14 protein-coding genes are annotated in these 14,725 nt (G+C 63.4%); 6 read left to right on the top strand and 8 right to left on the bottom strand.

Annotation, left to right across the window (positions count from 1 at the left end; translation table 11 throughout):
* Window positions 1-210 precede the first annotated feature (210 nt).
* A complete protein-coding gene (locus tag ABV408_RS00980; protein WP_353980691.1) occupies window positions 211-2,379 on the bottom strand; it encodes a malate synthase G in 2,169 nt (722 codons plus the stop codon).
* A gap of 268 nt (window positions 2,380-2,647) precedes the next feature.
* On the opposite strand from ABV408_RS00980, the gene ABV408_RS00975 reads away from it, so the two are divergent.
* Genes ABV408_RS00975 through ABV408_RS00965 form a run of 3 tightly spaced genes read left to right on the top strand, consistent with a single transcriptional unit; the run spans window position 2,648 to window position 5,337 of the window.
* Entirely contained in the window at window positions 2,648-3,661 is a 1,014-nt protein-coding gene (locus ABV408_RS00975) for an alpha/beta hydrolase (protein WP_353980690.1), read from the top strand.
* Between the two features lie 8 nt (window positions 3,662-3,669).
* Window positions 3,670-4,176 (top strand): hypothetical protein, encoded by a 507-nt coding sequence (locus ABV408_RS00970; RefSeq protein ID WP_353980689.1) that lies wholly within the window; start codon window positions 3,670-3,672, stop codon window positions 4,174-4,176.
* A gap of 39 nt (window positions 4,177-4,215) precedes the next feature.
* Complete coding sequence (locus ABV408_RS00965) at window positions 4,216-5,337, top strand: aminotransferase class I/II-fold pyridoxal phosphate-dependent enzyme (protein WP_353980688.1); 1,122 nt, start codon at window positions 4,216-4,218, stop codon at window positions 5,335-5,337.
* Between the two features lie 162 nt (window positions 5,338-5,499).
* Here ABV408_RS00965 and ABV408_RS00960 read toward each other — a convergent pair whose 3' ends face one another.
* The 7 genes from ABV408_RS00960 to ABV408_RS00930 form a co-directional block, all read right to left on the bottom strand.
* Window positions 5,500-6,150, bottom strand: a complete 651-nt coding sequence (locus ABV408_RS00960) for a LysE family translocator (RefSeq protein ID WP_353980687.1) — start codon at window positions 6,148-6,150, stop codon at window positions 5,500-5,502.
* A gap of 126 nt (window positions 6,151-6,276) precedes the next feature.
* The gene (gene rhtB, locus ABV408_RS00955) at window positions 6,277-6,903 is read right to left on the bottom strand and encodes a homoserine/homoserine lactone efflux protein (protein ID WP_353980686.1); all 627 of its coding nucleotides are present in this window, start codon (window positions 6,901-6,903) and stop codon (window positions 6,277-6,279) included.
* Window positions 6,904-6,994: 91 nt separating this feature from the next.
* Window positions 6,995-8,515, bottom strand: coding sequence for a YifB family Mg chelatase-like AAA ATPase (locus ABV408_RS00950; protein WP_353980685.1), 1,521 nt, complete (start codon window positions 8,513-8,515; stop codon window positions 6,995-6,997).
* Between the two features lie 276 nt (window positions 8,516-8,791).
* On the bottom strand, window positions 8,792-9,163 hold the full coding sequence (locus tag ABV408_RS00945) for a very short patch repair endonuclease (RefSeq protein ID WP_353982188.1): 372 nt from the start codon (window positions 9,161-9,163) through the stop codon (window positions 8,792-8,794).
* A gap of 64 nt (window positions 9,164-9,227) precedes the next feature.
* A complete protein-coding gene (locus ABV408_RS00940) occupies window positions 9,228-10,022 on the bottom strand; it encodes a hypothetical protein (protein WP_353980684.1) in 795 nt (264 codons plus the stop codon).
* On the bottom strand, window positions 10,019-11,212 hold the full coding sequence (locus tag ABV408_RS00935; RefSeq protein WP_353980683.1) for a DNA (cytosine-5-)-methyltransferase: 1,194 nt from the start codon (window positions 11,210-11,212) through the stop codon (window positions 10,019-10,021). The genes ABV408_RS00940 and ABV408_RS00935 overlap by 4 nt, the downstream gene beginning before the upstream one ends.
* A gap of 621 nt (window positions 11,213-11,833) precedes the next feature.
* Window positions 11,834-12,151 (bottom strand): accessory factor UbiK family protein, encoded by a 318-nt coding sequence (locus tag ABV408_RS00930; protein ID WP_353980682.1) that lies wholly within the window; start codon window positions 12,149-12,151, stop codon window positions 11,834-11,836.
* Between the two features lie 285 nt (window positions 12,152-12,436).
* On the opposite strand from ABV408_RS00930, the gene ABV408_RS00925 reads away from it, so the two are divergent.
* The 3 genes from ABV408_RS00925 (at window position 12,437) to glnK (ending at window position 14,643) form a co-directional block, all read left to right on the top strand.
* Window positions 12,437-12,775 (top strand): P-II family nitrogen regulator, encoded by a 339-nt coding sequence (locus ABV408_RS00925; protein ID WP_353980681.1) that lies wholly within the window; start codon window positions 12,437-12,439, stop codon window positions 12,773-12,775.
* A 28-nt stretch (window positions 12,776-12,803) separates the two neighbouring features.
* Window positions 12,804-14,054, top strand: coding sequence for an ammonium transporter (locus ABV408_RS00920; protein ID WP_353980680.1), 1,251 nt, complete (start codon window positions 12,804-12,806; stop codon window positions 14,052-14,054).
* A 250-nt stretch (window positions 14,055-14,304) separates the two neighbouring features.
* Window positions 14,305-14,643: a P-II family nitrogen regulator gene (gene glnK, locus ABV408_RS00915; RefSeq protein ID WP_035476361.1), complete on the top strand. Its 339-nt coding sequence runs from the start codon at window positions 14,305-14,307 to the stop codon at window positions 14,641-14,643.
* The last annotated feature ends 82 nt before the right edge of the window (window positions 14,644-14,725 follow it).

Raw genomic sequence — 14,725 nt, 5'->3', positions numbered from 1 at the left:
AGCGACCGGGGTCGCTGGCGTCGAGATCGGGCGGTTACCGCCTTTACCTAGTGTTTCTTTCACACCGGTGGCTGGGATGGGCTTACTCGGTGGCAAGGCGCTGCGAGGGCGCTGTTAACCCATCCCTGGGCGCTACCTTTGCCATCTCTGGCAAAGGACCCTCGCTTCGCCGTGCCCCCGACGCCCATACAGGCGTTTGGCAATGCGTTCTCAGCCCTTGGCCTTGTCCACCGCGCGCCAGTGATGCAGCAGCGGCTCGGTATAGCCGGAGGGCTGCTCGCGCCCCTTGAAGATCAGCTCGAAGGCCGCCTGGAAGGCACTGGAGTCGGCCAGGTGCGAGGACATCGGCGTGTAGCCCGGGTCATGCGCGTTCTGCTCGTCGACCACCTTGGCCATGCGCTCCAGCGTCGCGCGCACCTGGGCCTCGTCGACGATGCCGTGATACAGCCAGTTGGCGATGTGCTGGCTGGAGATACGCAGCGTGGCGCGATCCTCCATCAGGCCCACATCATGGATGTCCGGCACCTTGGAGCAGCCCACGCCGTGCTCGACCCAGCGCACCACGTAGCCGAGGATGCCCTGGCAGTTGTTGTCGAGCTCCTGCTGGATCTCCTCGGCGCTCCACGCCGCCTCGGGGTCGACCGGGACCGTCAGCAGATCGTCGAGCAGATCGCTCTCGCCCTGCTCCTCGAGCTCGCGCTGGATCGCGGCGACATCGATCTGGTGGTAGTGCAGCGCGTGCAGCACCGCGGCGGTGGGCGACGGCACCCAGGCGGTATTGGCACCGGCCTTGGGGTGCCCGCTCTTCTGCTCCAGCATCGCCGCCATCAGGTCCGGCATCGCCCACATGCCCTTGCCGATCTGGGCACGCCCACGCAGGCCACAGGCCAGCCCGACCTGGACGTTGCTGCGCTCGTAGGCGGCGATCCAGCGGCTGCCCTTCATGTCGCCCTTGCGCAGCATCGGCCCGGCGTTCATCGCCGTGTGCATCTCGTCGCCGGTGCGGTCGAGGAAGCCGGTGTTGATGAAGGCGACTCGCGCCTTGGCGGCCTCGATACACGCCTTGAGGTTGACCGAGGTGCGCCGCTCCTCGTCCATGATGCCCATCTTGAGGGTGTGCTCGGCCAGCCCCAGCAGCGTCTCGACGCGGGCGAACAGTTCGTCGGCGAAGGCGACCTCCTTAGGGCCGTGCATCTTCGGCTTGACGATGTAGACCGAGCCGGCGCGCGAGTTGCCGCCATCACGCGCCAGATCGTGCATGGCGATCAGCGCGGTGACCACCGCATCGAGCATGCCCTCGGGGATCTCGTTGCCGTCGCCGTCGAGGATCGCCGGCGTGGTCATCAGATGGCCGACGTTACGCACGAACATCAGCGAACGCCCCGGCAGGGTCAGGCTGCCGCCGTCGGGCTGGATGTACTCACGGTCGTCGGCGAGGCGGCGGGTGACCGTCTTGCCACCCTTGTCGAAGCGCTCTTCGAGGTCGCCCTTCATCAGGCCCAGCCAGTTGCGATAGACCAGCGTCTTGTCCTCGGCGTCGACCGCAGCGACCGAATCCTCGCAATCCATGATGGTGGTCACCGCGGCCTCGACCAGCAGGTCCTTGACCCCGGCCGGGTCGGTCTTGCCGATGGCGTGACTCGAGTCGATCTGGATCTCCAGATGCAGGCCGTGGTTCGAGAGCAGCACCGCCTCGGGCGCGCTGGCCTCGCCGCGATAGCCGACGAACTGGCTGGGGTGCTGGAGCCCGGTCTCACGACCGCCTTCCAGTGCTACCGTCAGCCTGCCGTCGCGAATCAGGTAGCGCGTGGCGTCGCGGTGCGACCCGGTGGCCAGCGGCGCCGCCATGTCGAGTACGTTGCGCGCGTAGGCGATCACCTTCTCACCGCGCTTGGGGTTGTAGCCCTTGCCCTTCTCGGCGCCGTCGCTCTCGGCGATGACGTCGGTGCCGTAGAGCGCGTCATACAGGCTGCCCCAGCGCGCATTGGCCGCGTTGAGCGCATAACGCGCGTTGCTCACCGGGACCACCAGCTGCGGGCCGGCCTGGCGCGCAATCTCGGCATCGACGTTGGTGGTGCTCGCGGTCACACTGGCCGGCGCCTCGACCAGATAGCCGATATCGGAGAGGAACTGGCGGTAGGCGGCCATGTCACGGATTTCACCCGGATGCTCGGCGTGCCAGCGGTCGAGCTCCGCCTGCAGCCGGTCGCGCTCGGCGAGCAGTTCGCGGTTGCGCGGCGCCAGCTCGTGGATCAGCGCATCGAAACCGAGCCAGAACGTGTCGGGGTCGAGCCCGGTGCCGGGCAGCGCTTCCTGTTCGAGAAAGCGCTCGAGCTCGGTCGCCACCTGCAGACGGTGATGAGAAACACGCTGCGTCATACTAGCCTCCAGTGCGGGCCGCGGCCCGGCGTCAGAAGAGACGGACGCCGCACGGGCGGCGCCCCGGAAAACAATCCATGCAAGTCATTTTATGGAAATAATTTCCACAGAAATCATTCACCCATGATAGAGCGCGCTGCCGGCGATGTCTCGTTCGACCTTGGTCCACCTCATCGCCTCCGGCACCATAACGCCGGCGTCAGGCAACCTCCGTCATGGTTTCACAGGCCACTGGCGGTTAGCATGAGAGGTCTCAGGAGACTCGCGCATGCTCGACTTTTCGCCATTGAAGGCCCTCGGTCCCATCCACCGTATCGCGTCGCCCGGCACCTCGCCACTCGCCGCCTACCTGGACCACTACCATCTGACACCGCTGCTCGACGCCCACCCCGGCACCCAGCTCCACGCCGGCTTCCTGAACGCGGCGGGCGACGCCGGCAAGACCTTCGACCTGTGGTGCCAGGTGTGGGCGCCTCCGGCCCCGCGCGGCACCCTGTTCGTGGTGCACGGCTACTTCGACCACCTGGGCCTCTACGGCCATCTGCTCGCACGGCTACTGGCGCAGCAGTGGCAGGTCGTACTGTGGGACCTGCCCGGCCATGGCCTCTCCAGCGGCGCACGCTCGACCATCGACGACTTCACCGACTACGTGCTCTGCTTCAACGCCGTCGAGGCCGCAATGCAGGCGCGCGAGCTGGCGCCGGGGCCCTGGCTGGCGGCCGGCCAGAGCACCGGCGCCTCGATCGTCGCCACCGACACCCTGACCCGTGGCAGCGAGGCGCCATGGCAGGCGCTGGTGCTGCTGGCACCGCTGGTGCGCCCGTGGGGCTGGAACCAGTCGCGCTGGCTGCACAGCCTGGCCAGCCCGTTCGTCGACACCATTCCGCGCAAGTACCGTCCCAACACCAACAATATCGCCTTCGCCGACTTTCTGCGCCTGCACGACCCGCTGCAGGACGATCGCCTGGCCCTGACCTGGGTCAGTGCCATGCGCCGCTGGATGCCGACCCTGCTCAAGCGCCCGCCGGCCGAGCTGCCGGTGCTGATCCTGCAGGGCGAGCAGGACATGACGGTCGACTGGCGCTGGAATCTCAAGGCGCTCAAGCGCAAGTTTCCGCGCGCCGAGATCGTCCGCCATCCGGAAGCGCGCCACCATCTGGTCAACGAGTCTGCCACCATCCGCGACACCCTGTTCGACCAGCTCGACAGCTTTCTCGTTGCCCCCGGCACGCCCGCAACGACTCAAGCGCCGCCGCAACAGCCCCCGGAAGCGACGTCGTGAGCCGCCGGGTGCTCAGAGCTCTCGTCGGGCTCGGCCTGATGACGCTGCTGAGCGCCTGCAGCGGGCTGGCCAGCGCGCCCGAGACGCCGCGCCAGGCGCTGCGGGGCCTGGCGGCGAGCGCCGCCACGGGGCTGCTGAAGAAACCGCCGTGGCCCGCCGCGCAGACACCGAAGATCACCGTGCTGCTGGGGCCGGCGGAGGTCGCCGCGCGCCTGCCGATCTCGGCCGCAGCGCTCAACGAGGCCCTGGGGCGCGCCCTGCTGAGCCAGCCGGACTCCCCCCACGTGCTCGATTGGGTCCCGGCGCAGCTCGACGGCGCCACCCCCGACCAGTGGCTGCTGCAGGCCAGCCTGAGCGCCGATGCGCCGCCGCTGGTGCTGAGCGACCGCACCCTGCAGCCCTACCGGCTACGCTTCGACCTGACCCATGTCGCCACGCCGTCCGAGCACTGGCAGTGGCAGGCCAGCGGCGCGCTCGATCTCGACGCCCTGCCCGGGTCCCGCGGCGCGCCCTGAACCGTCTTCCCCTTTCATTTGCAGCCGGATCGAGAGCCCATGTCACGCTTTGCCCGCCACCTCGACACCCAGGATGGACCGCACAACCCCTTTCCCGGGCTGCCCGCGCTGGAGCGCAGGCTCGGCCATGCGCTGCCGCACCGCATCGGCTCCAACGAGGGGCTCGACATGCCGCACCGGGCGCTCAGCGCGCGCTTCGGCCCTGAGCTCGCGACTCTGGCGCGCACCTACGGCGACGCCGAGGCGTGGTCACTGCGCGCGCACCTGAGCCAGGCCCTCGACCTGCCCCATGACGCCCTGCTGGTGGACGCCGGTGCCGACAGCCTGATGGCGCTGGCACTGCGCGCACTATGTGAATCCGGGCCCTGTGATTCCGGCAGCCCGGTGATCACCAGCGCCGGCACCTATCCGACCTGGAGCTACTTCGTGCGCGGCCACGGCGGCCGCGAGATCGAGGTCGACTACGCCAGCGCCAACGGTCACCTGGCGCCGGATCTCGACGCCCTGGCGGCAGCGGCGGTGCGCGAAGGCGCGCGGGTGGTCTATCTGGCCAACCCTGACAACCCCAGCGGCCATCTCCACCGCGACGCCGACGTGCTGGCCCTGCGCGACGCCCTGCCCGACGATTGCACGCTGGTGCTCGACGAGGCCTACCACGACTTCCGTGACGACGCCTGGGCGCCGGCGGCAAGCGCAGTATGGCCGGGGGTGATACGCCTGCGCACCTTCTCCAAGGCCCACGGGCTGGCCGGGCTGCGCGTCGGCTACGCCATCGCCACGCCCGAGATCCTGGCCGTCATGATGAAAGTGAGGATTCACTACGCGGTTTCATCGCTGGCGCTGGCTGCGGCCGAAACCCTGCTGGCAAACCCGGAGGAGACCCGCGCCCATGTCGCCGCAGTCATCCAGCGGCGCGAGGCCCTTTCAAGCTGGCTCGCAGCGCAGGGCGCCGAGGTGCTACCCAGCGCCACCAACTTCGTGGCCGTGCGCCTCGACAGCGCCGAGCGGGCCGCTGCCGTGCACCGTCGTCTGCTCGACGAGGGCACGCTGATCCACCGCCCGGCGCATCCGGCCCTGGGCCATATACTGCGGATCAGCGCGCTGGATGACGCCCTGGTACCGGGGCGGCTCGATGCCGTCGCCGAGGCGCTCAACGCTTAGGCTCTGTCTAGAAAAGCCGGCGAGCGAAGGCAAGGCCGGGGCACGCAGCAAAGACAAAAACCGGCGAAAGCGGGCCAAACGGCGCTTTTGCCGATTTTTAATGCCGTATAGCCGGGCGCGGGTAGTTTTCCTATAGCGTCTGGCCAGGAGCTCGGCGAAAACTCAAGAATAATTGGAGTTGAGCAGCAGCCCCATGGAGGCCAATATAAAAATCGCCCCACTCGCCCGATAGATCCATGACACGCTAGTTTGGGAAAGGAACCTTCCATGAATCTTGTGGGCCAGATAGGCATACATCGACAAGAACAGGAAAGAGAAAGCAATCAACGTTACCGTCAATATCAAAAAATCCATCACGCTTGCCGAGTTCACATCGATGAACTGTGGGAACAAGGCAAAAACGAAAATCAACGCCTTCGGGTTGCTCGCCGCGACCATCAATGCCTCAGCATAGACATGTCGCTTTGATGCCAAGCCGTTGTATGAGGCTTCTGTGGCGTCGCCTTGTCCGGACAAACCGGGCGCGGCGCTTTTATACAACAGATTCTTAACACCAAGATAGAATAAGAACAAGGCACCCAGAACCTCGATGCCTTTAAAGAAGATCGGAAATTGAATGAGAAAACGACCGATCCCAAACGCCGAGATCAGGCACAGGGCCAACAGGCACGACACATTCCCCAAAACGGCCACGAGTGCAGAGCCGAGTCCAAACCTGATGCTATTGGTCATGATGAGCAGTACTGCCGGGCCGGGTGTGGCGGTTGCGGCCAGACACACCACGACATAAAGAAAATAGGACTCAATGCTCATCCTTCGACACCCTGGCCTTCGTCTTGATGATTCTCTTACCAGCTAAGGCCTGCCGTGAGCCGACATGCCCCACCTAGGAACGACTTATTTTCCATAATCATCACAGCAATAAAGGCTAACAGGCCCTCAGGCACGACGATAGAGCGCCAGCACCCCAGCCGCCAGGATGAAAAACGAACCAAAGACGCGGTTGACGATGCGCATGCGTGCGGCCGAGGTGATGAAGGCCTTGAACTGGCTGGCCAGTACCGCATAGCCGCCCATGACGAGGATATCGACCCCCAGCAGGGTAATACCCATCACCAGCAACTGGCCGGCGTGGGACGCCGCCGGCTCGCCCATGGCGATGAATTGCGGAAACAGGGCGACCAGAAATACCGTCGCCTTGGGGTTGGTCAGATTGACCAGCGCAGCCTGCCAGAACTGCCGGTGCGGGGCGCTCTCCGCACGGCTCTGGATGGCGACCGCCCCGCTGGCACGCCACTTCTGGATGCCCAGCCACACCAGATAGGCGACCCCGATCCACTTGATCACCAGGAAAGCGGTGGTCGAGGAGGCCAGCAGCGCCCCCAGACCGATCGCCACCACCAGGATCTGGATCGCATAGCCCAGCTGCAGCCCCAGAATGGTGGGCAGAGTGGCGCGAACCCCGTGGGTCATGCCGCTGTTCATGGTGTTGATGGCACCGGCCCCGGGAGACAGGCTCACCAGACAAGCCGCCAGCAGAAAGGTCAGCCAGATGCCGAAGGTCATCGTCTTGCTCTCTCAAACGTAGGGAGGAGGCAGTCTACCACCGAGGCGATGACCGCTTGGCGACACAGGTACTCGGCTCGCGCCGCTGCCCTCAGCCGCGCAGCGGATCGCCGGCGTTGAGCAGCCGGTCGAGCTGGCGATAGCCGATCGCTTCCATCAGTTGGGGCCGCCCGACCCGTGACTCCTCGCCCAGATCGGTCAGGGTCAGAGCGACCCGCAGCACCCGGTGGTAGGCGCGAGCCGAGAGCTTGAGCCGATCCAGCACGCCGGCGAACCACTCGCGCTCGGCCACGCTGAGGGCACAGGCGGCTTCCAGCTCCGGGCCGGGCAGCTGGGCGTTGAGCCAGCCGCGGGCGCGCTGACGCTCGCGCGCCGCCAGCACCCGCCGACGTACGCTGGCCGAGGACTCGCCCGGGGTCTGATCGGTCAACTGGGTAGCCGGCAGCGCCGGCACTTCCACCTGCAGATCGATACGATCGAGCAGCGGCCCGGAGAGGCGCGACTGATAGCGCTGGATCTGCGCCGGGCTGCAGTGGCAGCGCTGGCGCGGGTCGCCAAGGTGGCCACAGGGGCACGGGTTCATCGCCGCTACCAGCTGGAAGCGGGCCGGAAAACGGCGCTGGTGGTTGGCCCGCGAGATCAGGATCTGGGCCGACTCCAGCGGTTCGCGCAGCACCTCCAGTACATGGCGGTCGAACTCGGGCAACTCGTCCAGGAACAGCACGCCGTGGTGCGCCAGCGAGATCTCGCCGGGGCGGGGCTTGGAGCCACCGCCCACCAGCGCCACGCTGCTCGAGGTATGGTGCGGGTTACGAAATGGGCGCTGGCCCCAGCGATCCATGATCGAGAGCCCGCACACCGAACGCACCGCCGCCACCTCCAGCGCCTCGTCACTGCTCAGCGGCGGCAGGATGCTGGCCAGGCGGCTCGCCAGCATGGTCTTGCCGGTACCCGGCGGCCCCGCCAGCAGCAGGTTGTGCCCTCCGGCCGCAGCCACTTCCAGCGCCCGGCGCGCCTGGTGCTGACCTTTGACATCGGCCATGTCGGGCTGAACCATCTCGGCGCGCGGCGGCGTCCCAAGATGGTGCGCCGCGAGCCGCTCGCGGCCCAGTAGATGCCCCACCACCGCCAGCAGATGCCTCGCCGCGAACACCTCGCACCCCTCGGCCAGGGCGGCCTCGTCGGCATTGGCCGCGGGCACGATCAGCCCCCGCCCGGCGGCCCGTGCGGCCAGCGCCGTCGGCAGTACACCGGTGACCGGGCGCAGCGTGCCATCCAGCGCCAGCTCGCCGACCACCTCGAGCTGCTGGGCCGCCTCTACCGGTATCTGGCCGGAAGCCATCAGGATGCCCAGGGCGATCGGCAGGTCGAAGCGGCCGCCATCCTTGGGCAGGTCGGCGGGCGCCAGATTGAGAGTGATACGCCGGGTGGGGAACTCGAAACCGGCGGTGAGCAGCGCGCTGCGCACCCGCTCCCGGCTCTCGCGCACGGCGGTCTCCGGCAGCCCTACCAGGGTCACCCCCGGCAGGCCGTTGCTGAGATGCACTTCGATCAGCACTTGCGGCGCATCGAGCCCGAGGCTGGCGCGCGTGCGCACGATGGCTAGGGTCATGTCGCCTCCGTGACGGCGCGTCCCGGCGGATGCCGGGGACGCAGGCGGGCCGGCGGCTCTTCACCGCCGGCCCGTGCAGGATAAGGGGCCGATTATCCTGTTATCGCCCTCATGATCTGGTACTTTAGGATCAACAACCAGGCCTAAATTAGTGACCACCTATTACCTGTACCATTGCAAACTTAACCACCCTCAGCGACCACTGAAAACAAGAGTCTCAAAACCGCTCAGATCCCACTGCACGAAGAAACCATAAAGCGGGAAAGAGCCAAAAAATTAATAAAATCGTGTCAATACGGCAGCCACTTCCTCGGCTGCAGCCTGCGGACTCTCGTGCTCCCAAAAACGAAGCACGATCCAGCCTGCTTCCTTGAGTAGCCTATCGGTATCTCTGTCACGCTCAACATTTCTAGCAAGCTTCTCCACCCACCATTTGGTATTAGTCTTCGGAACAGTTCCGTGCATAGGACACGAGTGCCAGAAGCAACCGTCAACGAAAATAGCAACCTTGCAGCGAGTAAAGACTAAATCGGCGCGTCTTCGGGTGTCAGGGAGCAGAAAGTCAACACGGTACCTGTAGCCTTGAGAATGTAAGATACGGCGAATGGCAATCTCAGGAGCTGTATCCTTTCGGCGCTGCTTTCGCATTCTTTTCTGGACTAACTCAGAAGATGCCTCAGGCCTCTGGCTCATGCCACCACCATGCTACAAATTAGTTGTCATCGCCTTCTGGCTCGGCCCAAGTTATTGACTTCGTGTAAGTCGCTCTAGCCACAGCTTCATCAATCGCCTCTCGCAAAGAGAAAGTATCTTCTACCCGAGGCCGACCACGACGAGGAGGAGGATTCTCTACATTAAGAAATCGAATAATCCCTGAAGGATATCCTTCTTCCCCTGTGGTGTAGAGAGCGACATATCCCATATCGCAACGAGAGGACTGACCGGCCAGGGCCGCATCAAGCCTTCCCGTTCGCTCTCTCAGCTTGACCACCGCATTCGCGAAGGATGAGCTGGAACGTTCAGTCTTGTCGGCAACGCTGGCTAGAGGCATGAACACAATGCCAATCATGAAGGCATGAGGTAGGTGCTCATGCACAAGCCGGACTTCGTCGCCAAGCTCGTAGAGCCGCCCTGTTATATTCTTGTCGAAGTATCTGCTTTTTCCATCTCTAAAATTCAATCCCTTTAGTGATGCTCCGACCTCAAGCCCAAGAATCGGATCAGTTACGGTAACATCAATTCGCTTGGAAGTTCCCGACCCGAGAGGAGTTAACGGCTCTGTGCCGCTCTCTAAGGAGTCTGGAAGGATGCGCTTTTTACGTAAATCTGATTTTCGAAATTGATCAGCAATGGCAACCGCACAAGCATTCGCGAAGTTCTCACTCCAATGCCGCTTTCCATTTTGATCATCACTTTCGTTTCGATCACCTGCGTGCTCCAAGGCCCGAACGATCCCGGGTTCTGGATCAAGATCAGCCCAGCGATTAGGTTCTTGATTATCGATCATGCGTTGGCAATTTTTCTTAAGTGTGGTCGCTGACTAACAATGTCTTTAGACTGCGGGGTAGTTAGCTCGACGTGCTCTTTCACGTCTGAGAGAAAATCAGAGTTGAACCTCAAGGATGAGCGTAAGGCACGCTTGAGGAATCCAGCCGAAGCTCGATGAGAAAGGGGGCTCAGCACCTCCGGTGTCAGAACGTCTGTTAGGTGCTGATACGTACGCTGCACAGGCCAATGAGAGGCTTTGAATTCCCAAATCTGACCATTCGCACCATAGGCTGCATCAGGCCAGCGACTCCCTGGTCTCAGCAAAGAGCTTTCCACAACCACATCGCCAAGGTTGTATAGACGCCCAACAAGCCAGTCAGAGACGCCAACAGTCACAGCATTCCCGACCAACTTCCAGCGTGGTCCTTTTTTAGAGCCAACTTGTGCCTTTTCGGTCCATCCTCTTTCGAAGCCTTGGAGTACCTCTGCATCTTCAATCGAAGGGATTACCAGCTTCATGCCAGGAGCATTGTCCGGTAACCAGATCCCGGGGGGAGAAGGTATCCCCAAACCTGAACCGCCCTTCAATGGAGGCACTGCATCTTGGGCCCAACCAAGCCCCCGGAGCCCCTCAGTCCAGTAGAAGCCATAGGCATCGGAGCGAAGGTGCGAGTTGCCAGGCTCTCCCGCATCGTCCGCAAAGAGAACATTGCGAGGATCGTGGCGGCGCGATGCAACAAACAGAACTCGGTGACGACGCTGTGGAACACCAGAAAACTGGGAGTTCACCAGGCGGTAAGCCCAACTGAAGCCCAGCTCCTCCAGCTTCGAGACAAGAAATGCCATCGCTTGGCCCTTGTTTAGGGCGAGCATGTTGCGGACATTCTCTAGGACTAACCATTCTAAGTCTCTGCTCTCAAGGAGCCGGAAAACGTGCGAGACAAGTCCTGATTCTTTGCCAGAGATCCCAGCGGTTCGTCCTGCCTGAGAAAGATCAGTGCATGGGAAGCCTGCCGTGACGATCTCCACTCCATCAGGCAAGTGTTCCAGATTGGCAATGTCCTCCCAGACCGGAACATCGGGGAAGTGCGATTGGAGAACGGTCCGGGACGAATCCCAGACGTCACAAAGAAGCTCGGTTGGGACGTTACGCTGATGGAATGGGAGCTCTAGCCCACCGATACCACTGAACAGTCCAGCTATGCTCACTTCGCGAGCCCCCACGGCTTATCTGAATGTATAGCCAGTACTTTACCACTAGCCTCCGGGAGATACATCGACCTAGCGGTACAGAATACACCAAGGAATATAAACACTTGAATAAAAAGCAATTTTCACATAGAGCCATGCGCAGAGCATGCTCAAATCATGGCGCCATGACTCGACTACTTCCAGCGTCAGACTCGCCTTTTGTAGGCACTTGAGAAAAACCAAGCGTGCGACAACGTACCAAGCTGGTGCATGAGTCGACACCCAAGGCCTTGCAGATGCTCCTACCCTTCACCAAATTCTCCGCCTCTAACAGCCCCCCGGCAGGCCGTTGCTGAGGTGCATTTCGATCAGCACTTGCGGCGCCTCGAGCCCGAGGCTGGCGCGCGTGCGCACGATGGCTAGGGTCATGTCGCCTCCGTGACGGCGCGTCCCGGCAGATGCCCGGGACGCAGGCGGGCCGGCGGCTCGTCACCGCCGGCCCGTGCAGGATAAGGGGCCGATTATCCTGTTATCGCCTTCATCACCCGACCCTTTAGCACTAGCGCCCCGATACCCTGCGCGAGTCTTAGCTTACGCAGGGCTGTCTATCCCCCCGCTCAGGGCTGTTCACCAACCCGCTCAGGGCTGTACGCCATCGCCGCTGCCGTCGGTATCGTCCTCGGCCAGCGCCGCGTCGGGCTGGGAGGCGCGCTCGCTGTACAGGGCGTTCTCGAGCGCCGCCACCTGCGCTTCCAGCGCCTCGACCCGCTCCCGGGTACGGGTGAGCACGTCCATCATGATGTCGAAGTCCTCGCGCGAGACGATATCCATGCGCTCCATGGCGCCGCGCAGTACGCCCTGGACGTTGCGCTGGATGTCGCCCGGGGCCTGGGAGGCGCCCTGCAGCTTGTCGCCGATCTGCTTGGCCAGACGCTCGAAACGGTCGTGTGTCGACATGGTGTGATCTCCTGATTCGTGACTGCCCTTCAGCATACGCAAACTGCGCCACTGGCGCCCGCGCCAGATGCCTGCCGGCGGCACGATTCGCCAGCGCGCCTTCTCAGTGCAACGGCATGTGACACACGCATCAATTTGGTGCGACTAGCCGCGCGCATGTTCGGCATGCCAAGCGCCCCCGCCCCGAAGTCGCGAACTAAGTTAATGATTTTAAAGACGTTATTTTCGGATGGCACGGCTTCTGCATGGTCGCTTCAGGCGCAAGCCGACTACGGGAGACAAGGGATGAAGCTCATCACCGCCATCATCAAACCCTTCAAGCTCGATGACGTGCGCGAGGCGCTGGCCGACAACGGCGTCCAGGGCATCACGGTCACCGAGGTGAAGGGCTTCGGCCGTCAGAAAGGCCACACCGAACTCTATCGCGGCGCGGAATATGTCGTCGACTTCCTGCCCAAGGTGAAGATCGAGGTCGCCGTCGATGACGATCGCGTCGACGGGGTACTGGACGCTATCCGCGAGGCCGCCAACAGCGGCAAGATCGGTGACGGCAAGCTGTTCGTCACGCCACTCGAAGACGTCATCCGGATTCGTACCGGGGAACGCGGGGCCGACGCCGTATAAAACGGCGCGGAACGAGGAGACACACAGAATGAACGATCAAGTCGTACAACTATCCTATGCGCTCGACACCTTCTATTTTCTGGTGACCGGCGCCCTGGTGATGTGGATGGCGGCTGGCTTCGCCATGCTCGAGGCGGGCCTGGTGCGCGCCAAGAACACCACCGAGATCCTGACCAAGAACGTCGTTCTCTACGCCATCGCCTGTACCATGTACCTGCTGGTCGGCTACCACATCATGTACTCCAGCGAGAGTGGCGGCGTCATCCCCAGCCTGGGCTTCCTGATCGGCGCCGAGCACAGCGTCAGTGACGTGATGAGCAGCGGCGGCGACGTCTACTACTCGGCCCGCTCCGACTTCTTCTTCCAGGTGGTGTTCGTCGCTACCGCCATGTCGATCGTCTCCGGCGCCGTGGCCGAACGCATGAAGCTGTGGGCGTTCATGGCCTTCGCGGTGGTCATGACCGGCTTCATCTACCCGGTTCAGGGCTACTGGAAATGGGGCGGTGGCTTCCTCGACGCCGCCGGCTTCCAGGATTTCGCCGGCTCCGGTGTGGTCCACCTGTGCGGCGCTACCGCCGCGCTGGCCGGTGTACTGCTGCTGGGTGCGCGCAAGGGCAAGTACGGCAAGAACGGCGCCATCTACGCCATTCCCGGCGCCAACCTGCCGCTGGCCACGCTGGGTACTTTCATCCTGTGGCTGGGCTGGTTCGGCTTCAACGGCGGCTCCGAGCTGATGGTCTCCAACGTCGATGAAGCCAACGCGGTCGCCCAGGTGTTCGTCAACACCAACGCCGCCGCAGCCGGTGGCGTGATCGCCGCGATCATCCTGGCCAAGCTGTGGTTCCGCAAGGCCGACCTGACCATGGCCCTCAACGGTGCCCTGGCCGGCCTGGTCGCGATCACTGCCGAGCCGCTGGCCCCCACCGCGCTGGGTGCGACGCTGATCGGTGCGGTCGGTGGTCTGCTGGTGGTGTTCGCCATCGTGACTCTCGACAAGCTCAAGATCGACGACCCGGTCGGCGCCATCTCGGTGCACGGCGTGGTGGGTGTCTGGGGCCTGATCGCGGTGCCGTTCTCCAATACCGATGCCTCTTTCGGCGCGCAGCTGCTGGGCATCGCCTCGATCTTCGCCTGGACCTTCATCGCCAGCCTGGTGGTCTGGGGCATCCTCAAGGCGATCATGGGCCTGCGCGTCTCCGAAGAAGAAGAGTACGAAGGTGTCGATATCGCCGAGTGCGGTATGGAGGCCTATCCTGAATTCAACGTCGGCAAGAAGTGAGCCGATTCACCGAGTGAGCTGGCGTGCTCCCCTGGCCCCCTTCGGGGGGCCTTTTTTCATTCCCGCACATCGCGGTGTATGTTTAAGATAGAGTGAGCCGCCGGGCAGTCGTCAGAGGCGCTAGGCCAGGGCCGCGGGCCAGGACTGGGCCAAGACCTGGAGCTACACCCATTTCGCACAGGCCTCGTCCGCACACCGCGACGAGACGATCCGTTCAGAAGAGCGCCACGCACGCGAGGAGAATTCCCCCATGAAACTGGTCACCGCCATCATCAAACCCTTCAAGCTGGACGACGTGCGAGAGTCCCTGTCCGAGATCGGCGTACAGGGCGTCACCGTCACCGAGGTCAAGGGCTTCGGGCGTCAGAAGGGCCACACCGAGCTCTATCGTGGTGCCGAGTACGTGGTCGACTTCCTGCCCAAGATCAAGCTGGAAGTGGCCGTGGACGACAGCATGAGCGACCAGGTGATCGACGCCATCACCAAGGTCGCCAATACCGGCAAGATCGGCGACGGCAAGATCTTCGTGTCGCCGCTGGAACAGGTGATCCGTATCCGTACCGGTGAGACCGGCAAGGACGCGGTGTAAGGCGCAAGCGCTCACCCTGTAGCCGCAAAAAAGCCCTCGTCGACGCGCTGTCGACGAGGGCTTTTTTGCGCTGCGAAGAGTT

The organism is Salinicola endophyticus (assembly GCF_040536835.1).
Classification (GTDB): Bacteria; Pseudomonadota; Gammaproteobacteria; order Pseudomonadales; family Halomonadaceae; genus Salinicola; species Salinicola endophyticus_A.
This window is presented reverse-complemented; position numbering and strand designations above follow the sequence as displayed.

Bases quoted from the DNA above. Each gene is read 5' to 3' on its own strand.
- ABV408_RS00940 (WP_353980684.1), bottom strand. From the start codon at position 10,022: ATGATCGATAATCAAGAACCTAATCGCTGGGCTGATCTTGATCCAGAA.
- glnK (WP_035476361.1), top strand. From the start codon at position 14,305: ATGAAACTGGTCACCGCCATCATCAAACCCTTCAAGCTGGACGACGTG.
- ABV408_RS00920 (WP_353980680.1), top strand. From the start codon at position 12,804: ATGAACGATCAAGTCGTACAACTATCCTATGCGCTCGACACCTTCTAT.
- ABV408_RS00965 (WP_353980688.1), top strand. From the start codon at position 4,216: ATGTCACGCTTTGCCCGCCACCTCGACACCCAGGATGGACCGCACAAC.
- ABV408_RS00980 (WP_353980691.1), bottom strand. From the start codon at position 2,379: ATGACGCAGCGTGTTTCTCATCACCGTCTGCAGGTGGCGACCGAGCTC.
- ABV408_RS00950 (WP_353980685.1), bottom strand. From the start codon at position 8,515: ATGACCCTAGCCATCGTGCGCACGCGCGCCAGCCTCGGGCTCGATGCG.
- ABV408_RS00945 (WP_353982188.1), bottom strand. From the start codon at position 9,163: ATGCGAAAGCAGCGCCGAAAGGATACAGCTCCTGAGATTGCCATTCGC.
- ABV408_RS00975 (WP_353980690.1), top strand. From the start codon at position 2,648: ATGCTCGACTTTTCGCCATTGAAGGCCCTCGGTCCCATCCACCGTATC.
- ABV408_RS00930 (WP_353980682.1), bottom strand. From the start codon at position 12,151: ATGTCGACACACGACCGTTTCGAGCGTCTGGCCAAGCAGATCGGCGAC.
- ABV408_RS00925 (WP_353980681.1), top strand. From the start codon at position 12,437: ATGAAGCTCATCACCGCCATCATCAAACCCTTCAAGCTCGATGACGTG.
- ABV408_RS00960 (WP_353980687.1), bottom strand. From the start codon at position 6,150: ATGAGCATTGAGTCCTATTTTCTTTATGTCGTGGTGTGTCTGGCCGCA.
- rhtB (WP_353980686.1), bottom strand. From the start codon at position 6,903: ATGACCTTCGGCATCTGGCTGACCTTTCTGCTGGCGGCTTGTCTGGTG.